This is a genomic window from Paenisporosarcina sp. TG-14 (assembly GCF_000297555.1).
In the GTDB taxonomy this organism is placed as follows: Bacteria; Bacillota; Bacilli; order Bacillales_A; family Planococcaceae; genus Paenisporosarcina; species Paenisporosarcina antarctica.
The window spans coordinates 33,852-58,308 of record NZ_AMGD01000022.1 but is presented as its reverse complement, the minus strand read 5'-3'; the positions used below and the strand labels follow the sequence as shown (position 1 = coordinate 58,308).

The 24,457-nt window shown below is 35.1% G+C and carries 19 protein-coding genes; 13 read left to right on the top strand and 6 right to left on the bottom strand.

Annotation, left to right across the window (positions count from 1 at the left end):
- Positions 1–742 precede the first annotated feature (742 nt).
- On the top strand, positions 743–1,462 hold the full coding sequence (locus tag C406_RS0108780) for a gamma-glutamyl-gamma-aminobutyrate hydrolase family protein (protein WP_017380238.1): 720 nt from the start codon (positions 743–745) through the stop codon (positions 1,460–1,462).
- A gap of 358 nt (positions 1,463–1,820) precedes the next feature.
- On the opposite strand, the gene C406_RS0108775 is transcribed toward C406_RS0108780, so the two are convergent.
- On the bottom strand, positions 1,821–3,320 hold the full coding sequence (locus C406_RS0108775) for a UDP-N-acetylmuramoyl-L-alanyl-D-glutamate--2,6-diaminopimelate ligase (RefSeq protein ID WP_017380237.1): 1,500 nt from the start codon (positions 3,318–3,320) through the stop codon (positions 1,821–1,823).
- 241 nt (positions 3,321–3,561) lie between these two features.
- Between C406_RS0108775 and C406_RS0108770 the strand changes: the two genes are divergently transcribed.
- Positions 3,562–4,521 carry an NAD-dependent epimerase/dehydratase family protein gene (locus C406_RS0108770; RefSeq protein WP_017380236.1) on the top strand — a complete coding sequence of 320 codons (960 nt, stop codon included), beginning with the start codon at positions 3,562–3,564 and terminating at the stop codon, positions 4,519–4,521.
- A gap of 308 nt (positions 4,522–4,829) precedes the next feature.
- Complete coding sequence (locus C406_RS0108765; RefSeq protein ID WP_017380235.1) at positions 4,830–5,765, top strand: general stress protein; 936 nt, start codon at positions 4,830–4,832, stop codon at positions 5,763–5,765.
- A gap of 139 nt (positions 5,766–5,904) precedes the next feature.
- Here C406_RS0108765 and brnQ read toward each other — a convergent pair whose 3' ends face one another.
- On the bottom strand, positions 5,905–7,224 hold the full coding sequence (gene brnQ / locus C406_RS0108760; protein ID WP_017380234.1) for a branched-chain amino acid transport system II carrier protein: 1,320 nt from the start codon (positions 7,222–7,224) through the stop codon (positions 5,905–5,907).
- Between the two features lie 624 nt (positions 7,225–7,848).
- Positions 7,849–8,403, bottom strand: coding sequence for a biotin transporter BioY (locus tag C406_RS0108755; protein ID WP_017380233.1), 555 nt, complete (start codon positions 8,401–8,403; stop codon positions 7,849–7,851).
- 336 nt (positions 8,404–8,739) lie between these two features.
- Here C406_RS0108755 and C406_RS0108750 point away from each other — a divergent pair, with 336 nt between their 5' ends.
- On the top strand, positions 8,740–9,354 hold the full coding sequence (locus C406_RS0108750) for a 3'-5' exonuclease (RefSeq protein ID WP_017380232.1): 615 nt from the start codon (positions 8,740–8,742) through the stop codon (positions 9,352–9,354).
- Between the two features lie 293 nt (positions 9,355–9,647).
- A complete protein-coding gene (locus tag C406_RS0108745; protein WP_017380231.1) occupies positions 9,648–10,568 on the top strand; it encodes a DMT family transporter in 921 nt (306 codons plus the stop codon).
- A 557-nt stretch (positions 10,569–11,125) separates the two neighbouring features.
- Here C406_RS0108745 and C406_RS0108740 read toward each other — a convergent pair.
- Both C406_RS0108740 and C406_RS0108735 read right to left on the bottom strand, forming a co-directional pair.
- The gene (locus tag C406_RS0108740) at positions 11,126–11,359 is read right to left on the bottom strand and encodes a hypothetical protein (protein WP_017380230.1); all 234 of its coding nucleotides are present in this window, start codon (positions 11,357–11,359) and stop codon (positions 11,126–11,128) included.
- Between the two features lie 25 nt (positions 11,360–11,384).
- Positions 11,385–11,972 carry a helix-turn-helix domain-containing protein gene (locus C406_RS0108735; RefSeq protein ID WP_017380229.1) on the bottom strand — a complete coding sequence of 196 codons (588 nt, stop codon included), beginning with the start codon at positions 11,970–11,972 and terminating at the stop codon, positions 11,385–11,387.
- Positions 11,973–12,640: 668 nt separating this feature from the next.
- Between C406_RS0108735 and C406_RS0108730 the strand changes: the two genes are divergently transcribed.
- From C406_RS0108730 to C406_RS0108720, 3 genes are all read left to right on the top strand, one after another.
- Complete coding sequence (locus C406_RS0108730; protein WP_017380228.1) at positions 12,641–13,300, top strand: GntR family transcriptional regulator; 660 nt, start codon at positions 12,641–12,643, stop codon at positions 13,298–13,300.
- 6 nt (positions 13,301–13,306) lie between these two features.
- Positions 13,307–14,488: an aminotransferase class I/II-fold pyridoxal phosphate-dependent enzyme gene (locus tag C406_RS0108725; RefSeq protein ID WP_017380227.1), complete on the top strand. Its 1,182-nt coding sequence runs from the start codon at positions 13,307–13,309 to the stop codon at positions 14,486–14,488.
- A 94-nt stretch (positions 14,489–14,582) separates the two neighbouring features.
- On the top strand, positions 14,583–16,196 hold the full coding sequence (locus C406_RS0108720; protein WP_017380226.1) for a M20/M25/M40 family metallo-hydrolase: 1,614 nt from the start codon (positions 14,583–14,585) through the stop codon (positions 16,194–16,196).
- 297 nt (positions 16,197–16,493) lie between these two features.
- On the opposite strand, the gene C406_RS0108715 is transcribed toward C406_RS0108720, so the two are convergent.
- The gene (locus C406_RS0108715) at positions 16,494–17,498 is read right to left on the bottom strand and encodes a nuclease-related domain-containing protein (protein WP_017380225.1); all 1,005 of its coding nucleotides are present in this window, start codon (positions 17,496–17,498) and stop codon (positions 16,494–16,496) included.
- A gap of 215 nt (positions 17,499–17,713) precedes the next feature.
- Here C406_RS0108715 and C406_RS0108710 point away from each other — a divergent pair, with 215 nt between their 5' ends.
- From C406_RS0108710 to C406_RS0108690, 5 genes are all read left to right on the top strand, one after another.
- Positions 17,714–19,588 (top strand): LTA synthase family protein, encoded by a 1,875-nt coding sequence (locus tag C406_RS0108710; protein ID WP_017380224.1) that lies wholly within the window; start codon positions 17,714–17,716, stop codon positions 19,586–19,588.
- A 435-nt stretch (positions 19,589–20,023) separates the two neighbouring features.
- A complete protein-coding gene (locus tag C406_RS0108705; RefSeq protein ID WP_017380223.1) occupies positions 20,024–21,307 on the top strand; it encodes a nucleotide sugar dehydrogenase in 1,284 nt (427 codons plus the stop codon).
- A 60-nt stretch (positions 21,308–21,367) separates the two neighbouring features.
- Positions 21,368–22,102, top strand: coding sequence for a WecB/TagA/CpsF family glycosyltransferase (locus C406_RS0108700; protein WP_017380222.1), 735 nt, complete (start codon positions 21,368–21,370; stop codon positions 22,100–22,102).
- Between the two features lie 14 nt (positions 22,103–22,116).
- Positions 22,117–23,235 (top strand): glycosyltransferase, encoded by a 1,119-nt coding sequence (locus C406_RS0108695; protein ID WP_017380221.1) that lies wholly within the window; start codon positions 22,117–22,119, stop codon positions 23,233–23,235.
- Positions 23,236–23,390: 155 nt separating this feature from the next.
- The gene (locus tag C406_RS0108690) at positions 23,391–24,434 is read left to right on the top strand and encodes a glycosyltransferase family 4 protein (protein WP_017380220.1); all 1,044 of its coding nucleotides are present in this window, start codon (positions 23,391–23,393) and stop codon (positions 24,432–24,434) included.
- Positions 24,435–24,457 lie beyond the last annotated feature (23 nt).

The window sequence follows — 24,457 nt, the reverse complement described above, 5'->3', positions numbered from 1 at the left end:
TATAGGAAACATAAGTTCAAATAGATCCCTACCATTACTTTTGAAGGAAACTTCATAAAAGAAGGGACTTTTAAAGGGAAAGTATGTACATATGTCTTTGGAAAATTGACAGACACCCCTACACATTGCGAAGAGTGCGGTGTCAGAAACATTATCATGTCGCTTATGGATGTAGAAATTTCCAGAATTACAAAAACCGTATTATTTTACACTTTAAATTAAAACCAGCTGATAAACTAAGCGAACAAACACAATTACGCTAAAAAGCAGCATAATCCTACTATTAAGCATTTTACTGGATCAGGAATTTTAACGTACAATTTTAGTTGATTGGAGTGCAAGATGGCGACTCCAGCGGGAAAAGCGCGAGCTGAAGACCCCACAGGAGCGTGTTCTTTGCGACGAGGAGGCTGAAGCCGTGCCCGCGGAAAGCGTCCATCTGAAACGGAAAGCAACGGGATATTTGACTAATCGTAAGAAAAGATTGTCCAGAAAGTCATTTTCACTATTTTCTGGACAGTCCCGCGAAGAATAATCAATTATAGCCGACTGAAATTCTTCACCAACGTCATTTGACAAAGAACCTTAGTTCCATTGTCGAATAAGTATACTTTAAGTTAATTAAATGCTTAAAATTCACTTTTATAAAAAAATATTTACTACGTAGTGATGTTTTTAGTTTAGATGAATTGGGTATATTCTGCTGATACATGTTAATTTAAAAATAGAACGGAGAGTATAGATGAAACCAATCGTTGGTATTACTGCAGAAGTGTTAGAAGATGGTAGCTACTTTATGCCACCCGTATACCCCAATGCAATTACGCAAGCAGGAGGTATTCCTTTGTTAATTCCCCTCATACCAGGAGAAGATTTAGAGGCAATGTGTGAACAAATAGATGCATTATTTGTAACAGGTGGGGAGGATATTGATCCTGCTTATTATGACCAGGTACCTCATGTAGATTTAGGTAAAATTGCTCCACGTATAGATGCAATGGAGTATGCGTTAATTCAGAAAATATTAGAATTAGACAAACCGTACATTGGTGTATGTAGAGGATTGCACATGCTAAACGTAGCTACTGGAGGAACACTTTATCAAAGCATTCACTCCCAACGTGAAGAACCAGTCATGCAACATAAACAACAGGCTGAAAGAACACATCGATCACATCCTATTGAAGTAGAAAAAGATAGTCGTATGTACAAAATACTAAAAGAAGACAAATTTAAAGTGAATTCATACCATCATCAAGCTTGTAATGAAGTGAAAAGTCCTTTAAAAATCGTTGCCCGTGCAGCAGATGGCATCATAGAAGGTGTTGAAAGTACTGAGCATTCCTTTGTATTTGCTTTCCAATGGCACCCTGAAGAATTTGCACAAATTGACGATGAACCTTCAAAGCGTCTATTTAAATCATATATTGACGCTGCTAAGAAAAGAAAATCACTAGAATAATAGTAACGGTAAAAGCTTATGGCAATTGCCATAAGCTTTTCCTTATGTGAAAAAATTAAAACCTCCATAGGTATTTTCTTTCATTCGAGGCTTATATGTGTAGCATCGAGCTTTTTAAAAGATAGTTAATACAACAAGCAAATTTCATTTTTCAAAATGAAAAATCAAAACCAGGAACCCAAGTGACACCATTCTTGCACGAACAAATTGTGCGCCAAACGTGAATATTAGATAAGTGTTCGCGAATATCAGATATAACACTGTGAATATGAGATAACCCACTATGAATGCCAGATATCCTTAAAATGCAACAGCCCACAAATACAAAAAACCCTTCTGGCACATTGCCAGAAGGGTTTCATACACTTAATTTTGTATTGTAAAAATAATCGTTAATAATGTCTACATCTGAATGTGGAATATATTCGCCTTGGACAATTTGCGATCCATTAATGCACCCACTTGTGAGTAAGACAATATCACCGGGTTGACTTGCTTCTAAAGCTTTTATTACCCCTTCATGTCTAGATGGAGCGGTCAGTACTTCTTGCAAGTATGGTTCAGTGAAACCTTTTAGAACCGCATCAACAACTTTCCAAGGGTCATTGTAGCCAGGGTGATCAACCGTTACGACTAAAACATCAGCCTTACCTTCAGCAGCCTTCGCCATTTTGGGCATTTTAGAGAAATCACGAATACCAAGTCCAGTGATTAATGTAATTAATCTTTCGTGAGGCAGTTTTTTGACAGCAAGCATTATGGCATCTAATGCGACAGGTGTATGTGCGTAATCTAAAATGATTTTTCGGTTATCTGGACCGTGAATTACTTGAAATCGACCATCGACTTGTTCCATATTTGGTAAAGCCAATAAAATTTCATCAATTGCCACGTCAGCTAATATAGCAGCTCCAATAGCAGACACTAAATTTCCTACATTATATTCCCCATAAATTGGGATGCTAATGGAATGGGAGATTCCTTTATAAAGTAAATCAAACGACATTCCATCTGCATAATGATTGATGTTTGTCCATATTAAATCGGCATGTGAGTCATTATTGTGAGAGTAAGTTAAAATCGAACCATTTGCGACTCGAATAATATCTTCGCTCATGCCGGAGTCGTCCAAATTTACAATGCTTGCTTTTGCTTGCGTAAATAAGCGAAGTTTACACATTTTATAATGCTCGAACGTTTTATGATATTCCATATGTTCTTCTGAAATATTTGTATGAATGGCTACATCAAATTCAAACCCACCTACTCGATATTGATCTAACGCAATTGAAGATACTTCCATACAAGCCGCTTTATCCCCGCGTTTTAAAAGCTCGCTAAAGATAGCTTGTACATCTGAAGACATTGGAGTAGTCGGTGTGCTTTTCTTAATATGCAGGACTTCTTTTGAAGTGTAAATGCCATTCGTTCCTAACATACCACAAGGAATTCCCAGTAAATTCAATAAATTACGAACATATGAAGCAACTGTTGTTTTACCATTTGTACCAGTAACTCCTACTTTAAATAACTTGTCAGAGGCGTGATGATTAAATTCGATAGCTGTATAAGCTAATGCTTCACGAGAGTCTCCAACGAGGACAAAAGAAATGTCTGAATAAGAAGAGGTAAAACCTTCAATTATTGACTTTTGAGAAGCAACTATAGTTGTAGCTCCATTTTCTATGGCTTCATTTATATAAAAGTGTCCGTCTGTCTCTTCTCCAATGATGCAAAAAAAGGCAAACTGATTTTCTACATCTCTTGAATCGTATACAATCCCAGCAGTATCTTGCGTAGTAGGTCCATATACATGGAGTGCATTTAGTTGAGGAAGTTGAGTCCATTGAATATCCATAAAATGCTCCTTTTTGTTCAATAAGATAAGTCTAAGTGTACCATTACACGTTAGGAAACAATAGCGCAATTCGACAAAATGCGAGTATTTTCCCATACGTCATTACTATTTTTTTAGAACTAATAATTCGTTCATTATAAATTTAGTATGCTTAAAAAACAACAAGCAATGCTTTAGAAAAAAAAGTTTAAAGGATTTTTTTTATTTGCAAAGAATTTAATTAATAGGAGGGATAAATAAAATGAAAATTTTAGTGATAGGTGGAACTTCTTTTGTTGGAAGATATTTAGTAGAAGCAGCGATAGAAAAAGGACATGAGGTAGTATTATTTAATCGTGGGAAAACGAATGTAGAAGTGTTTAAAGACTTAAGGCATATTCAAGGTGATCGTCGGATAGATGCAAAATTAGTAGGTCAAGAACAGTGGGACGTAGTGTTTGATACTTGTGCTTACTCGCCTCAAGATTTACAACCGATGATTGACAGTCTGAAAAATAAAACAAAAACTTATATGTTTATTTCAACCATTTCTGTTTATGATGATTATCAAAATGGCAGACCTAATGAATTAAGTTCTACTTTCACAAAAAAAATAGAAACAGATGAAGTCACAGGAGAAACATATGGACCGTTAAAAGTTATGTGTGAACAATTAGTTAACGACATTTTTAAAGAGTGTGCTTTAATTATTAGACCTTGTATTGTTGTAGGACCACATGATCCGACTGACCGATTTACATATTACGCTAAACGGTTAACAAAAGAAGGTAAAGTGGCTATACCAGGCGGAGATGAACTTAATCGACTAGTTCAATGGATTGATGTACGAGATATAGCTAAGTGGATTGTACAAATGGTGGAAGAAGGAAAATCAGGTACATTTAATGCTGCTTCTGATCCTCTTTCGTTAAATAATTTTATTGATGAAATCACAACTGAAGTAATTGAAAAAAAGTGGATTTCAGATGAAGTATTGGAAAAGGAAAATTTAGGAGCCCGAAGATATCCATTCTGGATGCCAATATCATCAGACTATCCAGAAGGTTTTTTCATTGTCAAAAATCAAAAGGCTGTAGAAAATGGATTAACGTTTAGATCATTAGCGAAAACTGCTCAAGATACGCGAGATTGGGCAGAAAATCGCGAACTGAAAGCTGGACCGACAATACAACAAGAACAGTTGCTAATTAAAAACAATTGATAAACGAAATATTTCACGATTTAACTTTTTAAATCCAAATACATCTCATGCTCTACTAATTTTATAGAGAGACTGACTTTATTGTCTAGTAATTATAGACATAAGAGTCAGTCTCTTTTGTCTGAAATTAATATTATTTACCAAGAGCAACACCACCTCAAATATGACAATAAAGACAATCTTGTTAAATTTAAACCTGCTAATTAGGCTTATATTACAAACTGATTAATTAATCTAAATATTGTTTAACTCAAATTAATGAAAGGGTAGATAGTATGTATACTCAAAATTATATAGGAGGTAACACCATGAACTTAGAATCAAATCGTCGAATTGTTGTAGCTTTATCAGAAGAACAAATGTATGTGAAATTAGAACAATTAAAAGAACAAGGATATTCTGAAAGTGATATTCATGTTGTTTCTAAAGAGCACTCACACATGAGTACATTGAATAGTCACTCACAAGTTTCAACACACGAAGCGGGAACTATGATAGAAAAATTTAAATCCTGGTTTACCGGTGAAGACGCAATTAAAGAAGGATTCCGTAAATTAGATTTAAGCGATGCTGAAACAGAGTGTTACTCTAAAGACGTGGCAAATGGGGCATTCGTTCTTTACACAGACAGGGAAGCGGAGCCAAATGAAGATGTCCTAGCAAATCAACAAATAGAAGATTTTGAAGTAGAGAATAATGTGTTTGATTCTTCAAGAAATAGTGAAGAACCATATCCAGGTGAAGAACGACCAGTTCAGCCAAGTGAGCCTAATTTTAAAGAAATAACTCGAAATGATGCGAGTGATAACAAACAATTAAACGAAAAAACGGAGCCACAAAGTGAATACGCTAAAGCGCAAGGATTCGAACCATCAACAAATGATTTAGTAAATAAAACAGATGGTCGGTTTGACGAAGTCCAAGATCGTTTTGAGCGTGGCGAAACTTTTTCTACCAATCCTTATTTGGCTAAAGATGAAAACCATATTGGACATTCAATGGAAGAAGAGAATATGGTACAAAATAAGCGTCCAACTGAAATTTCAAATGAGCAACGTTTTGGTTTTCAATCACAAGGTGCTGATCCGAATTTAGGTCCTGGTCCTGAAGGTTTAGATAGTAACTCTAATGAACTGCACTCAGGTGATGATGAGCAAGAAGATATAAAGACGAATCAATATGAAGAGCGTCTTGACTCTGAAAAATTGCGTAGCAAAATGCCACTAAACAACAAAATATTATAATAAAATTCTAATTTAACTACATCTACTAGAGACCCCCTCTATATAGATTAAACCCGTTGCAGTCTCTATGAGCACTGCAACGGGTTTTGTGTGTGAAAAAATATATAATTTGTTTAAAAAAGAATTTTAAATGTAATATTTATTTTTTGAATTTATAAATGATGAAACCAATAAGACCGCCTATAATAGAGGGTATCAGCCAACCGATGCCTTGTGTATATAGTGGAAGGTAATTAAATGCACTTTCTATAACAGGGAAAGTTATTTTAGCAGCTTTTAGCCCATCAAAAATACTGATAAAGCTGGTGAATAATAATGCTAATTGATAAACAATCGGTGATCGATCAAAAGATTTGTCAATGAATGATAGAAACATCAATACAATTGCTAACGGGTAAATAGCTAACAAGACAGGTATTGAGAAACTAATAAGTTGAGTTAACCCAACATTTGAAACAATTGCACTAAATCCAGCGAAGATAAAAACTAACAATTTGTAAGATATTTTAGGTATTATTTTCTCGAAGAATTGAGAGGAAGCTACAACTAATCCAATAGAAGTCGTTAAGCACGCAAACATAATTGTCATAGCTAAAATGATTTTGCCGAAATTCCCGAATAATTCAACTGAAGCTAATGCTAAAATTGCACCGCCGTTGTCTTGAATACCAATCTCATCGATACTTGTTGCCCCAATATAACTTAATGCAATGTAAACAAGAGATAACCCTAATACCGCGATAAAGCCAGCAAAAATAGTTGTTTTGACTAATTTCTTCTTATCATGGACTCCTTTATTCTCTAAAGCTTTAATAACAACAATACCAAATACTAAGGCTGCTAAAAAGTCCATTGTTAAATAACCTTGTAGAAAGCTTTCAAAAAAAGGACTTTCTTTATAAGCACCTTTTGATTGTCCAATTTCACCCATAGGCGTAATTATACTTTTTAGCGTTAATAATCCAATGACTGTAATTAATATTGGTGTTAAGATTTTTCCGATGCGATCAACAAGCTTAGTAGGATTAAGAGCGAATAAGACGGTTACAGTGAAAAATAAAATACTAAATATAACTAATGGCCATTTTTCTAGTAACAAGCCTTCTGCTAAAAAAGGAGCAACGCCAATTTCAAATGAAACTGTTGCAGTTCTAGGTATAGCGAAAAGTGGACCAATTACGAGATAAACTACAATGGTGAAAATTAATCCGAAAAGTGGATGTACTCTACTTGCAATTCCTTGTAAGTCTCCGCCAGATTTTGCTACTGCTATCACAGCCAGTAATGGCAATCCAACTCCAGTAATAAGAAAACCAGATATAGCAAGTACTAATGATTCCCCAGATAACTGACCAAGTAATGGTGGAAAGATAATATTTCCAGCACCTAAAAATAATGCAAATAACATGAGACCAACTACTATATTCTCTCCAATAGTTAGAGTATTTTGTGATTTCATTTATAAAACTCCTTTTTAATACGTTAGCAACAATCAACAATTATACATGATGTATTTAAATTAAACTAACAAAATTGTGACAAATGCGAGAAAATTCTAAACTTAACAGAGAGTAATGAACAAAGGAGGAATTAATTGTTAGGTTTCGGTACTTAAGAGAGAGGATGACAACAGTCTTGCACTTACCAACTTGTAGTAAACGTTAAACCATTGATATATTTGCGCGAATTTTAGGTAAACTTAACGATTGCCAATAAGAACTATCCCACGCAAATATCAGATCACGGATTTGGTAAGTGAAAGTAATATAAATTAAAGTCTAAACAATTTTATTATATTGTTAACATTGATAGAATTTATACAAAAAAATGTGTCATTTACGACTGCTAATGACACCGTTAAAAGCATAAAAAATTCTTTGGGAAGTATTCCTTCTATAAAGAAAAGTAATGATTATTAACTTAATGTAATAGTCATTTGATTATCATAATTCGACTTATACATGACAAAACAACCCAATTATTTCCCGGGCAATAGACTTTAACAAATCCCCCCAAAAAAACCAGCTATTTTAAAAGTAGATACACTTTTAAATAGCTGGTTAGCTTTTAATTCATTATTTATTTATGCAATGACAACCGGTAATAATTTTGCGGATGTTAAACGTTTACGAACTATTATGCCAACTGTTGCAGCAATTACTGCTTTAATGATTCCCACAATAATAAATGGAGTAACCCCGCCAGCTAAAACAGCCGTCCAACTTAACTCTGCAATAAATTTTAACCAAACTGCACCAAACGTTAATGTAACGACTGTCCCCATAATATTGGCAATGATGGCATGGGTTACGGTAAATCCAAAACGTTCTAAATACCAACCTATAATGAAAGCTGCTGGAATAAATCCGATGATATAGCCTCCTGTTGGACCAAAAACTATGCCAAGTCCTGAGGTCATAGCGCTAAACACAGGTAAGCCCGCAATTCCTAACATGATGTAAACAAGTACGGATAACGTACCGTACCGTTTTCCTAAAATAGTTGCCGCTAACCCGATGGCAAGTGTTTGCCCGGTAATTGGAACTAGTGGTAGTGGTATAGTTAATTGCGCCATAATGCCGATAATCGCTGCAAAAAGTGCAGTTACGATTAACATTTTTAAATTTTCATTTCTCACATATAATCCCCCAGTTTTTCGTAAACTTGTTATTTATTTTAGTTAACATAAAAATATCATAATGAATCTTTCATGATTCGTCAATAGGTGCTTTCCTTTTTTTTGGCGATTCGAGAGTATAAGTTTTTTCAAATTACACTTTCGGACTTCAAATAGTTATGTCTAGCTAAATGTGACAGCTCGTACCTAAGGTCTTGCTCCTGCGATTACTCGTCGCAAAAGGAACCTTTCCAGCACCGTGATGAGCTAGAAGATGCTTTGCGCTTTTCTTAGTTTGGGTATATAGTTCTTATAGTAGATAGACTAAAATTCCTAATAGATTCGGAGGAATACAAGATGGATGATCGACAAATAGATGCAGCAGAGCTACTGAGACGAAAATCACGTCAACAGTATTGGACTACGACAAAGCGTACTTCACCCCTGAAAAAATATATTCCTTCCGTGAAAAAAGCGAAAGACTATGTAGTACTTGATTTTGAAACAACGGGATTACGACCAGGAGCAGATCAAATTATTCAAGTCGGAGCTGTAAAATTCCGAAATCATGAGCAAATTGGCATTATGAATCAACTTGTTAATCCATTGCGGTCGATTTCAACACGTATTACGGCTTTAACTGGTATTACAAATACTATGGTGAAAAATGAACCAAAGATTGATAGTGTAATAAACGAGTTAATTGAATTTATTGGAGATCTACCGATTGTTGCTCATAATGCATCGTTTGATATGAACTTTTTATATGCTCTAGAAGAAAAAGTTGAAGTACCTACATATACAGTTATTGATACATTAAAACTTTCAAGAAAAGTATTTAATGAAACACCTAATCACAAATTAACAACACTAGCTCAGTATTTGCAACTTGAGCATAATGCTCATGATGCTTTGGGAGATTGTCTCGTCACAGCTAAAATTTATCAATATTGCTTCAAACATTCCATTTAACTTACTCAGTTAAATGGTTTTTTTTGTTTAATAAAACAACATCCGTCTTAATAGAAGGTAAGCACCTACATTATAAATGTTTAGTAACTATAGAAGAAATAGAAAACTTTTCATTGTTACATTAACCCTACAATGAATTTTTTAGAATGTTTAAATACCAAAAATTTCGGTTTTCATTAAATGATAACAAAAACCATTTATAAAAATGAATTCATTTACTTTAGTCAGGTAAAGTATTAAGATTACTGTATTGATTTTCGTATTACGAAATAGTTAATGAGGTGAAGTCCCAAGTGAAACAATGGAAAATTTATGGAATTCTCGTCTTAGTTATGTTCATATGGGGCTTTAATTTACCAGCCGTAAAATATTTAGTTTCTGAAGTGCGTCCTGTTACTATGACTGCATTTCGTATATTTTTAGCAAGTCTAACTGTGTTTACAATTTTAACGGCGATGAAACTTGTGAGAAAACCCACGAAAAAAGAATGGAAATTTATTTTCGTGGGGGCACTCCTTAATGTAGTATTACACCAATACTTCTTGTCAATTGGATTATCCATGACATCCGGTTCGAATGCTGGTTTAATTTTAGGTACGGGTCCCGTGTTAACCGCTGTATTAGTATCCTTAATCATGCGAGTTTATCCTTCAAGATTGCAATGGGTTGGCGTTGTTCTTGGTTTATTTGGCGTCAGTGCCACAGTATTAGCAGCTGGAGAAGGGGCATCTGGTTTATCTTTTGGTGATGTATTCGTATTCATATCGATATTAGCTCAAGTGTTTAGTTATTTGGTCATAAGTAAAGCTTCAAAAACATTGGATCCAAGGTTGCTCACTGCTTATATGTTCTTAATCGGCTCATTCGTATTGTTTGTCATTAGCTTGGTCCAAGAACCAGGTGAAATTCAAGTATTTTTCGAAGTTCAGCCGATATTTTGGGCTCTTTTCTTTGGTAGTGCAATAATCGGAACAGCAGTTGGACATATGCTCTTCAACTACTCAGTTGGTAAAACAGGCCCATCAAAGGCTGCCATTTTTATGAACTTAAATACGTTCTTTTCATTAGTAGGAGCTTCCATTTTTTTAGATGAAGTCATATCAACTCGACATATATTTGGACTTGTTTTTATCGTCACAGGAGTGATATTTGGCTCAGGTGCCGCGGAAGACTTGTGGAGAAAGCATAAATTAAAGAAATCTGTCTCGAATTGAGTCGAATAGGAAAGGGTATATCCTGTACATACAGAGGTTAGACCCTTTCCTAATTTTCTACATAAAACAACACCCACAAATGGGGTGGTAACTGAAAAAGTTAATTTATAATTTCTTTACTTAAGCACTAGGTTAGGTGATTTCTGTTACAGCGCACTTTCATGTTTCGAAGCTAGCGTAGAGATGCAGGAGCATATGTTTTTAGCCGCCTTGCACTTCAATCACCATAAATAATAAATATATTTTCTTTCATTTAAAAAAGGAGAGGTTCCTTTTTCTGTTCAAAATCTCACATAATATGCCCCCTCCTTTCCAATCAAGAATCTTTAAACCTTAGCTTATTTAAGGCGATTTACGATATCGTTGTGCTGATGCAATGAGCCGTGGAGATATTTTACATAAACCTCAAACGAATTATGTCCTTACTGAAGGAAGCAGAGTAAGCAATACGAAAGAAGGCGACATTCCGTTCAAAATCGAACGAAATGTCGCCTTTTTCAATTTAAACATGCTTACAAATTTTAAAAACGAAAGCAGTGGCCTCTAAATGGGAGTGGTTAGTATGAACCGTTTTTATTCATTCTATCTGCAACTTTGTAAGCGTCATAGATTCCCCAAATCCAAACAAGCGGGAAGGTAATAAATCCAATTAATACGAACATTAAGGCTGAATTGATAAGTTGCACGAGAATTAAAATTAAGCCTTTCACAATTTGACCATTATATATTTGCCCGACACCGGTCCAAAAGAAACTTAATACCGCGGCAATACCAGGGTTTTTTAATAACATAATAATATACCTCCTAATTAATACATTACTTATGTATACGAGTGGGATTCAAAAAAGTTTCAAAAGGATGTGTCATGGCCCAAATAGCTGTCGAGATATGTGAACTCACATTCACAAAATTATGTGGAAGATTGCTATCAAAGTAAATGCTATCCCCTTGATGAAGGTCGTATGATTGACCGTCCACTGTAACACGAATAGTTCCAGTTAGTACGTAGCCGCATTCTTCTCCCATATGAAACATTAATGGGTTATTCAAAGTTTCACCAGGATCCAATATCAATTTGAATAAGCTGATTTCTTTGCCATTACTCGGTGACAGAGGTTGATAAGTTATGTTTGGACGCATCTTTTTCAATTCAAAACGCTCATTTTCACGGAAAACAGTCACATTTTGTTGATTATCTTCTTCGAAAAAAGCGGAAATTGGCAATTTTAAACAGTGACTCATTTTCCATAAAGTGTCCAAAGAAGGAGACACTAGTCCACGCTCTATTTGAGAAATCATACTTTGGCTGACCCCTATTTTTTTCGCTAAATCATCCGCAGTAAATCCGCGCGATTTTCGTAAAATTCTTATACGCTTACCAACTTCTTCTTTTGGAAAGTCCATTTATTCAAACCTCCTTCCAATTAGTAATACATCTATCTCCTAGTTTACAACATTTTTTTAAAGTAAGTCAGATATATAGTAAATATTCTTAATTATTAATCATTCTATATTTTATTTTAAGGCACAATTACCAAAGACTCTTAAATACAATAAAAATAAGCGGAAGACAGTCAACCACAAATGCCCGAATTTGTGGCTCGTTCAGAGCATCTTAACGTTATGCCTTACTCACGTAGGGAAGTCTGAGATTAACTTCGAGTTATCTGGTGGGAAATTTAATAGAGGGTTATGTGATATACGTACACACTTATATAGTATTCACGTGAACCACATAATTTGTATGCCAACATCGTTTTACATGGTTTCCCAAAGTAGTTGCTGGAAGCGCACTATTTCGGAGATTATTTAAAGTATGCAGAAGCATATCGTTACTAGATTATAGCTATAAAAGAGGAGAATGCACAACAATTGGAAGACATATACATAAATATCCAATAAGTTAGAGCTGAGAATGATGCCAGGTAGTAGGTTGTTAGCAGGACAATTCCTATTATTGTAAATAACAATCGACTCTCAAATTTCTCCACTATACATTACGAGCTTTCTAAGCTATAATCCGCATATACTGTATACAGAATACAATAATTAGTGAAAAGAAGGAAACCACGTTGAGAAAAATCAAAAAACCTGAATCGCTCGCGGATCAAGCATATGATTTAATTCGTAAAGATATACTACTAGGTAAACTAGCCCCCAGTGAAGAATTGCCAGAAGAAAAATTTGCGATGGAACTTGGGATAAGTCGGACACCACTTCGTGAAGCGATTCGCAGATTAGCAACTGATGGATTGGTCATCTTACAAACAGGTAAGCCTGCAACTGTATCGTCCTTTACAAAAGAAGATGCACTTCATCAAATGGAAGTGCGTAAATTATTGGAAACCTACAATGTGGAGCAAGTAGTTCAACATGTAACACCAAAATTTCTGAAAAACTTAAAAGAAAACCTAAAACTTCAAAAAAATGCAGCTGAAAATAATGATTTTCATGACTTTATTGAATTAGATCGTGAATTTCATTTACTACTTGCTGATCAAAATCCTAATATAAAGTTGTGTGAAATGATTCATACTATTAATACTGGTGTCAATCGTGCCTTTTTAATTCTTGCAAATACATATCCTATTTCTGCAATGGAAGCGAGCGGGGAACATCAAGATATAATAACTGCTCTTGAAAAACAAAACGAGCTCGCTGCAAGAAAAGCCATGCACGAACATATGGATAATATTGAAAGAAGATTTCTTCATTACTATGAGGAGGGTTAAAGATCAATGCCACTTACAATAAACGAACGCATTACTAAGATTGAAGTTTCTGGTATTCGCCAATTTTCCAATCAACTTATTCATTATCCTGACGCAGTCAATTTAACCATTGGCCAACCAGACTTCCCAACACCAGAACGGGTGAAACAAGCGGGGATCACTGCAATTACGAACAACTTAACAGGGTACTCCCATAACGCTGGGCTAATCGAACTGCGGAAAGCAGTCAGTCATTTCTTCACTGAAAAGTATAGCTTCACGTATAAAGCAGACAGCGAAATAATCATCACGATTGGCGCAAGCGAAGCCATCGACGCTGTATTTAGAACGATATTGGAAGAAGGGGACGAGGTCATTTTGCCGGCGCCTTGCTATCCAGGGTACGCCCCAATTATTACGATGTGCGGCGCAAAGGTAAAGTATCTCGATACTTCAGATACAGGCTTTGAACCTGATCCCGAACGTTTAAAAGGGTTAATTACAGAGAAGACGAAGGCGGTCTTATTCAATTTTCCATCAAACCCAACTGGTGTCACCATTGATTCAAAGAAAATGGATGCATTAGCAAATGTCTTAAAAGAGCAAGAAATATATATATTATCTGATGAAATTTACAGTGAAAATACGTTTATAGGAGAACACCGTTCATTCGCATCATATCCACAACTACGCGATCGCTTATTTATTATTCACGGTTTATCAAAATCGCATTCCATGACTGGTTGGCGTATTGGCTTTTTATTAGGACCTGAAGCACTCATGCTACATTGTATTAAAATCCACCAATATAATTCAGTTTGTGCACCATTACCAAGCCAATACGCAGCGATTGAAGCACTTGGAAAAAGTAGCAGTGTACCTGCTGAAATGAATAAAGAGTACATGGTACGTCGAGATTATATCTACACTCGTCTACTAGCTATGGGGCTAGATGTTGTTAAACCAAACGGTGCTTTTTACATTTTTCCTTCTATTAAAGAATTTGGTTTACCTTCCTTCGAATTTGCAACAAGACTTCTAAAAGAAGGTGGAGTTGCTTGTGTTCCAGGCAGTGCATTTAGTCAATATGGTGAGGGCTTCATACGTATTTCTTACGCATATGCAATGCCTGTGCTAGTTAAAGGCATGGATCGCATGGAAGCATACATCGCAACATTAAGAAAAGAAGAAGTTGGGAAAATAGTTTAAAGTGCATGATTTTAAAGTTATCGATATTTTTCAAACGCACATCAAATAAGACGTCTATATTTACAGTGAAATTCATACTAGGGAGATTAGCATCATGACAAAACTTATGTGGTCAACACCGGAAGCCCTTCGTGCATTACTAAATGAAGTAGTTAGTTGGAAAAGTATGACGTTATCAGATGGAGAGCGTGAATTTCCATTCAAAGTTCAATCGAAATTACAAGATATTCCGTACTTTCAAGCTCATCCAGAACAAATAGAACTGACAGATGCTGACCTGGGTAGGAAATTTCTAACAGCACTATATAAACATCCTCAGGCAAGGGAAACAATTGTGTTACTAAGCCATTTTGATACAGTCAATACCGAAGAATATGGAGATTTGGAAATATTGGCATGTGAACCTGAAATGTTAACGAAAGCATTTTTTGAGCGGAAGAACGAATTACCCGATGAAGCACGTATTGACCTAGAATCGGGCAATTATTTATTCGGTCGAGGGACGATGGATATGAAAATGGGTCTTGTTTTACACATGGGATTAATTGAAAAAGCGAGTAAAGAACAGTGGCCAATAAACCTCATTTTATTGACTGTCCCGGATGAAGAGACGAATAGTTTAGGGATGAGAGCGGCAGTATCAAAATTAATTGAGTTGCGCACTCAACACGACCTTTCGTATAAACTTTTTCTAAATAGTGAACCAGTATTCGCGCAACAACCTGGTGATGATAAATATTATCTCTATTCAGGATCAATTGGTAAAATCATGCCGTCCGCCTTTTTTTATGGAATGGAAACACATGTGGGCGAGCCTTTAAGCGGAATCTCTGCAAACTATATTGCTGCTTTCTTAACTCAACATATGGAATACAATCCTATATTCCAAGAGACCGTTCTAGGTGAAAAGATGCCTTTACCCGTATCACTCCAACAAAAAGACTTGAAAATGGAGTATTCTGCACAGACTCCATATCGAGCTACTGCATTATACAATGTGTTCTTAATGAAACGTAATGCAGCTGAAATCATGGATTTATTCGAACAAGTGGCTATTAAAGCAGCAGATGAATGTAATGCAAGTTACCAAATGATTTGTTCTCGTGAAGGCGTAAGGCCAGTGGGAAATATAAGCGTCATGCGATATGATGATTTATTAAAGCATGCTGTTAGTAAATTCGGCGAGGAGTATGTGCAAACAGTAAAAATGACGGTTAGCGAAAATTACGAAATGGATGATCGTGAAAAATCTTTCCGCATTATTGATACTCTAATGATACATTGCCAAGAACTAGCCCCAGCGATGGTTTTACTTTACGCACCTCCATACTATCCAGCGGTTAACTCAAGCGATAATCCGTTAGTAGAAGAATGTGTGAAATTTGTCAAAGAATTTGGAGCTAGCAATTTTAATCGCAACATAAAACGTATTCATTACTTTAACGGTATTTCCGACTTAAGTTATGTGAACTACGATGATAACAGCGGTGGATGGCAAGTGTTTGAAGCCAACACGCCTGTTTGGGGAGACACCTATACCATTCCATTTAATGAAATGCGTGAGCTTCAAGCACCAGTGTTAAACGTTGGCCCATTCGGTAAAGATGCACACAGACGTACCGAACGCTTGCAAATGCAAAGCGCCTTCGTCGAAGTACCTCAAATTCTCGAAAACATGATTAAATCTGTACTATGTGAAAAAATATAATTCGAAATGACCCTCTCACAATATTGAAGTGAGAGGGTTTTACATCGTTGTGGGGACATTCTGATTGGACAATCGAATACACGTCTTTGGCCATCGCGCTAGCTGTTTTGAGAGGGAATTTGGTACCATTACAAATTTTGTGCAATCTGGAGCGCCATTCTGTCAACCTGGAACAATATTTTGTCAACCTGCAACGCAGTAGCAATCCCACAGGCTAATTAGTCGACGGCTTTGGCCGTCGCATTTGTTGTTTTGAGAGAAAATTAGGTACTGTTCTAAAACTCCCGAAAGTTTTAATCACGATTTTTGTTTATTATGATGCTGCTTTTTTCCTTGCAGTATAAAATTTTGCTGTTCTTGTTGATTTACATGGTAAATCGTTCCTTTGTTCATACCTGAGTGAGGGAATTGTGATTTTTTCATAAAATAACCAACTATATAGGATGTGTCTATACCTGAAAGAAAACGTAATTGTCGATTCGAAATTTGATTGCCGATTAAAGTGAACCAATCCACCATCACATCGTAAAAAGGATTATCCGGAATATGGAGACAGTGAGCACATACATATATTCGATTGCTTTCCTTGACTAAGGGGCCATCACATTTTGTGCAAAAAATACCCTTTAAAAGATCTGAAGGCATTATCTTATATTGTTGGCATATAGAATGTGATGCATATGGATGATTAGCATGGCTAATTTTTTTTGAATAAGTAATAAACCGTGCTTCGCTCAGTTGTATAGGAAGCTTGTTTAATTTTTGGACAATCGCTAGTAATTCCTTAGCAAAATGAATGTCTCCATTTTCACTACAATAATTTATGGTTGATGCATATGGAAATATAACAACTCGATGTACAGGAAGATGTAGGTCATGTTTACTAAACCAATCTTGCAAATTGTCACGGAAATAATCTGCATGGATGGTTGGACAATCGATGGATTCGACATGCTCATTCTTCTGAAGTATTTGACCTATGTCTTGAAAAGTGGTTTTTCCACTCCAATTATTAACTTCAATTATTAGGGCATAAGCAGATGTGAAAACTAAGATGTCAGTCTGGGTGGATGGAATATTTTTTTCGAGAAAACGAATGTTGTGGAAAATGTGGGGGATTGGGAAATAAATACTAGAAAGAACAGAATCAATATATTCTTCTCCACCATGACCGGCTTTGGCATTGTACAAATCCCGTTTGACATCGATATATTTGGGGTGATTAATCGACATGCGACGATGTAACCTTTTTAGTGCTACTAGTTTAGTAGATATTTCTTTCTTAATTTGAATAAAAATCATCTCCTTTTTCTTAATTTATCAAATACTCTGAATTTGTTCAAGGGGGATATTTAATTTCTTTTAAACAAAAAAGATATTTGTGATAAAATATTTTAAAAATGTAAGTTAAGTGGTAAAATTGTTAAGAATGTAAACTGGATATAGACCGCATGTTAAGAAAAATAATCATATTGAAATAAAATTTGCTATGTTTTGATGAGGAGATTTTGAGAATCATGAAAAATAGATCAACCCTACTAATAACTGTTACAACATTAATAATGGTCATAACTAAAGTGTTTTATTTCCGATATGAGTTATTTGATGATATGTCACTTATTAACTTATTTAGGGAATCATTCATCTGGTTAATTCCCTACTTTCTAGTTTTATTATTTATAAAAAAACATCCAATTCCTTATCTAATTAGTATTAATTTACTGACTTCAATTCTCATGCTTTTGGTTACTTGGTATGAGCGGTACTTTTTAATTGTTCCTTCCTATTATGATTTAAGCCAAACAAATCAAGCAGGATCAATAGTTGAAATACTTCCATATTTATACGCTTACACCGATTTACTTTATTTCATAGATACCCTTATTTTAGTCGTCGCTATTGCGATTTTTAAGAAAATGGAGACACCTACAGCTACTCGATTAAATACGATAATCATTACCGCTTCAGTCGTGTTTTCTATTATCATTCAATCAATAACTTACAATGAAACCATTTATGATATATCTGTTTCTTCAAAAAAATACGGGTATTTGAATACACAAATTTCACAAATGATGCAACGAAACTTGAGAAATAAAGATGAATTTATAGAAGCATCAGAGCTGACAGAAGAATTTGATTACTCTGAAATCATTGAACTGAAGAACAATAAGTACTTGCCAGACATAGAACATAAAAGTTTTGGCTTAGCAAAAGATCGACATTTATTTGTGATTCAAGTAGAATCCATGCAAGAATTTGTTGTTGGAGAGAAAATTAATAATCAAGAAATCACACCAAATATAAATAAATTATTGGGAGAAAGTACAGAATTTACAAATGTTTTTCAACAAATTGGAGCAGGGAATACTTCAGATTCTGAATGGCTATTGCATACAGCTCTATATCCTAAAGGGTTAGAACCAACAGTCAATTTCCTTACAGGTAAATCCTATCCATCTATGGTGAATTATTTAAATGAAGCTGAATACAAATCTATGACTTTTCATGCAGATGAGATTACGTATTGGAACCGCGATGTTTTATATCCAGTACTTGGGTTCCAAGATGTATTCACTGACAAAGAAATTCCCAATAAAGACATTATTGGTTTTGGGCCATCAGATTCCATTCTGATTGACTTCGTCACAGAAAGAGTGAAAGAAAAAGTCATTCAAAACGAACGAATGTATGCAAATATTATGACATTAACGAGCCATACACCTTTTAAAATGCCGGCTAAAGATGAATTGTTAACTCTCCCTGATACTTACGAAGGTTCTTATGTAGGGAATTATCTACAATCAGTACGTTACACGGATGAACAAATCGGCCGTTTTATTCAAAATTTAAAGGACCAAGGTATTTATGAGAATTCTGTCATTGCTATTTTCGGTGATCACTCGGGTCTTCATGGTAGACCCATGACAACGGAAGATAATAAGTTAATGGCCAAATTATTAGGAAAACCATATTCATTAAAAGACAGATTTACGATGCCGTTCATCATAACAGTACCAGGCGTTTTTAAGAATCACACGATCAATACGAACCTGGGTGGCCAAATAGATATGATGCCGACACTTTTAAATTTATTAGGAATCGAAATCAAAACACCAATTTTGGGACAAAATCTATTCCAATATAAGAACAATTTACTCGGAATGCGTTACTATTTACCTGCTGGATCTTTTATTAATAATGACCATTTTTATATTGCAGAAAATGCACGTTTTCCAAAACGTTTTTATGATATAGAAGGTATGAAAAGAATCGATTTAGATTTGCCATACATTGATAAAAATACGATTAACATTCAAGAAATACTTAATATGTCAGATGGATTAATGGATCAATATACATCGAAAGAAAGTCAAATCGATAAAAAATAAAATATGAAATCTTTATCATTCTGCTCGACTAAGGTTTGCATTTCTATTTCCAGTAAGTAAACCTTAGCACGGCATAATAAAACAATCAGGAATATTTCTTGATTTTCAAAGTGACTTAGATATGTGTGAGATCATTAAAGATAAAACGCTGCTATTAGAAATAACGATAATTAATTCCAGATAAAACTACCCTGGAATAACTTATTAAAACCAATATAGTAACATGTCCTTTGGCTTGCTATGGGACTCTATTTCTAGTACGTTTAAAATGTGCAGAAAGAATAAAGAATAGATAATTTTTATAATTTTAGATAAGGCTAAAGAATACAAGTAATCAACATATTGGGGACATTAGACATGCTGTCTTTTTATCGGGAAATTGGATATAATATATTGATTAAGTGTTAACTACATAAAAAATCGAGGCGAATATTAATGAAGAAAATATGTGTTATTGGTCTTGGTTACATTGGATTACCTACAGCAGTGATGTTTGCAAATCACGGCTACCAAGTACTGGGTGTCGATGTAAGTGAACGTGCAATTAACTTATTATCTAAAGGTCAAGTTCATATAGAAGAACCAGGTCTTCAAGGATATTTAAATAATGCTCTAGAACAAGGGACTTTTACTGTGTCTACTACTCCTGAAGAGGCGGACATGTTTATTGTAGCCGTGCCGTCACCAATTACGGCTGAAAAAACGGCTGATATGAAATATATTGAATCAGCGACAGCTTCTATTGTTCCTTTTTTAAAGAAAGGTAATTTAGTTGTTCTTGAATCGACGGTTCCACCTCGTACTGTTATGGACGTAATGATACCTATATTAGAACAAAGTAAATTAGAGATGGGAATTGAACTATTTATTTCCCATTCCCCTGAACGAGTAATTCCAGGTAAAGTATTTGAAGAACTAGTAAATAACAGCCGAATTATTGGTGGCTTTAACTTAGAATCTGCAGAGCGTACAAAAGAATTTTATCAAAGTTTTGTTAAAGGTGAATTCCATATAACAGATGTAACGACAGCTGAAATGGTGAAAGTCATTGAAAATACATTCAGAGATGTCAATATTGCGTTTGCCAATGAACTGGCTAAAATGAGTGAAAATCTTGGAGTTAATGCATGGGAAGCTATTTCCCTTGCAAACCATCATCCACGTGTAAATATTCATTATCCAGGACCTGGTGTTGGCGGTCACTGTATCGCAGTTGATCCTTGGTTCCTAGTTGAAAAACAAAGTGAATTAGCGAAAATTATTTACTTATCTCGTGTAACTAACGATGGAATGCCAAAGTTTACAGTTGAAAAAATACTTGAGATTTCTAGATTAAATCAAATAGACAACCCTCGTGTTTGCGTATTGGGCTTAACGTTTAAGGCAAATATTGATGACATTCGTGAAAGTCCATCTATGGACATCGTTAAGCAATTGTCACATGAAGACATTGATTTAGTGTCCTTTGATCCGCATGTTAAAGAAAACAAGGTCCCTTCTCAAACACAAGGATTTGATGAAGCCATTACAGATTCTGATATTGTAGTAATTTTGACAAATCATGATTATTTCACAAAAATTAATCCACATAATATTGCCGAATTAATGAACCACCCAATTGTACTCGATACAAAGAACGCAATTGATCGAAAGCAATGGGAAGATGCTGGTTTTACAGTCTATAAACTTGGTGATGGAAAAGGCAACCCTGTTCAGTAAAAAAATGATAAGAGACATTTCCCCTTTAGGAATGTCTTTTTGTTTTGGAGGTTTTGATTTGTGAAAGAAAATATAATGGGTGTAGATGTCACAACATTAAACGAACAACAATTAATGAGCCATATAGAAGATGATATTAAACGATTTCAAAAAGTCCGTATTGTCGCGATTAATCCCGAAAAAATAATGATGGCGGAGCAAGACTTAAATCTTCGCCAATTATTAAATGAATCAACATATCAAATCCCCGATGGTATTGGTGTTTCAATTGCTTCAAAATTAAGTGGTGGAATCGTTAAAGGGAGAGTCACAGGAATTGGCATGATGGGAAATTTATTAGCGTTAGCCAACAAAAATGAATGGAAAATTTTCATGTACGGTGCAAAACCTGAAATTGTTAATCAAGCAGCTCAAAATATTCAAAAAAAATACCCGAAATTGATTATCTCAGGAACATTGGATGGCTATGTTAATGACACACAACTAATAATGAAAACTATTAACGAAGTACAACCGCATATTTTATTTGTTGCACTTGGCAGTCCTAAGCAAGAGTTGTTTATCAAAAACAATATGGAACAACTACATGTCAATGTATTCCAAGGAGTTGGAGGTAGTTTTGATGTGTTTAGTGGTCATGTAAAACGTGCACCTGAATTGTTCCTTAAGACGGGAACGGAATGGTTGTACCGCTTAATAAAGCAGCCATCTCGAATAAAACGTCAATGGGCATTGCCAATGTTCTTAGCAAAAGTGGTAACTAGCCGAAGACGTAACCATAAACAACACAGTTAATTGGAGGTGAACTTATGAAGATTCTACACATAATTAGTGGAGGAGAAACGGGTGGATCTAAAAAGCACCTACTTCAACTATTTCACAAGGCGCCGTTTGAATCAGAACTTTTGCTATTAACTGAAGGTGCATTTGCACAACAAGCGAGAGAACTAGGAATCCATGTAACCGTAATAAAACAACAGAGTCGCTTAGACCTCACAGTAAATAACAAAATACATCAACATATAATACAACGTGGAATTGAAATCGTTCATTCGCATGGACCGCGTGCTAATTTTATAATGAGCAATCTATCTTCTAAAATAAATGTCCACTGGGCAATTACTGTACATAGTGATCCAAAACTCGATTTTTTGCATCAACCGAAACCTTTAGCATTTATATTCCAGTATTTAAATCGTCGAGCGATTAAGAAAGCGAATCATGTTTTTGCTGTTTCTACTCGTTTTAAAGAGATGTTAGTTGAATATGGTGTCGATGAACAGAGAATTTCTACCATTTTTAATGGGATAGATTACACAAATGTTAACTATGACAAGGATATAAGCAACCTTAATGCCCATTATAATTTAACTGAAAAAGACTTTGTTGCTGTCCATGTTGCGAGATTACATCCTGTTAAAGGACATGCGGTATTAATAAATGCAATTGAAAAATTGTTGCAGATTAAAGACTTTAAACTACTACTTATTGGTGATGGACCTGAGCGAAGTGCAATTGAAACGCTTATTAAACAAAAGAATTTATCAAATCATATTAAATTACTTGGATTTCGAAATGATATACCTCAACTATTGGCGTTAGCAGACGTATCATTATTAACCTCATATAGTGAGAGTTTCCCACTCGTTTTGTTAGAATCCGCAAACGCTCATACGCCGATTATTTCAACGGATGTTGGGGGAGTAAGAGATTTAATAATTAACAAAGATTACGGATGGATTGTAAAGCCTAAAAGTGTAGACGAGTTAGCGCAAGCCTTAGTTGAATCGATAGCAGCAAAAGCCAATAACTCGTTACAACAGATGGGTGATTTATTAAATGTGCATGCGAAAGCAAACTTCTCAAACGAACAATTACAAAATTCTCTCTATCAATCTTATGAAATGATGATAAGTGAAACTAAATAGATAGAAGTAACGTCTTATAGAATGGTTACAATTGTTAAAATCGGGTACTGTTACGTATAGTAGAAAGAATTCGTCTTAGAAGTTAACATTTACATGCTATAATAATGTGGATATAATCGCCGAGTAAGTGCACGATATAGCAAGGAGGTAGAATCATGTTTTTGGCTACACTAATAGGTGTATTTATCGCGTCATTATTAATCACACCATTAATAAAAAAATTCGCAATTAAAATTGGCGCAGTTGACCAACCGAATCATCGCAAAGTTCATGTGCGAATTATGCCAAGACTTGGCGGTTTAGCTATCTTTTTAGCTTTTATTATAGGTTATTTTATCTATCAACCCGCATCACCGGATGCTATTTATATTATCATCGGCGCTTTTATCATTGTGATCACAGGCGTTTTGGATGATTTGTACGATATACGACCTATTATTAAATTAGGCGGACAATTAATTGCCGCAGGAATTGTTGTGTTTTTGGGAGATATCGAAATCGGATTTATTAACTTACCATTTGGTGGAGTGTTAGATTTTGGGTTTTTAAGCTCCTTTTTAACTATACTGTGGATTGTGGGTATTACTAATGCAGTTAATTTAATTGACGGATTAGATGGTCTAGCAGCTGGCGTCTCAACTATAGGTTTGCTTACTTTGTCAATTATGGCGTTTATTATGGGAGATATGTTCGTTTTGGCCATGTCCATGATGCTTGCTGTAAGTACATTTGGATTTTTGTTTTATAATTTTTACCCCGCCAAAATTTTCATGGGTGACACAGGCGCATTATTTCTAGGGTTCATGATTGGTGTACTGTCACTTCTAGGCTTTAAGGGTATTACATTTATCTCACTAGCCATTCCCATTATCATTATGGGTGTACCCATATCTGATACATTTTTTGCTATCATTCGTCGACTACGCACGAAACAGAAACTATCGGCACCTGATAAATCACATTTGCATCATTGTTTACTAAATTCTGGATTTTCACATCGACAAGCAGTTTTGTTAATCTATGCGATGGCGGCCATGTTCGGTGGAGCTGGAATTCTCTTTTCTCAAGCAACCGTTTGGGGAGGAATCCTGATCATTTCATTGATGTTCGTGGCAATTGAAATAGTTGTTGAACTAATTGGTCTGGCAGGAAAAAATTATCGTCCCTTATTAAATTTTGTTCGCTATAAAAACAACTAACAATAAAAATAACACAATTGAAT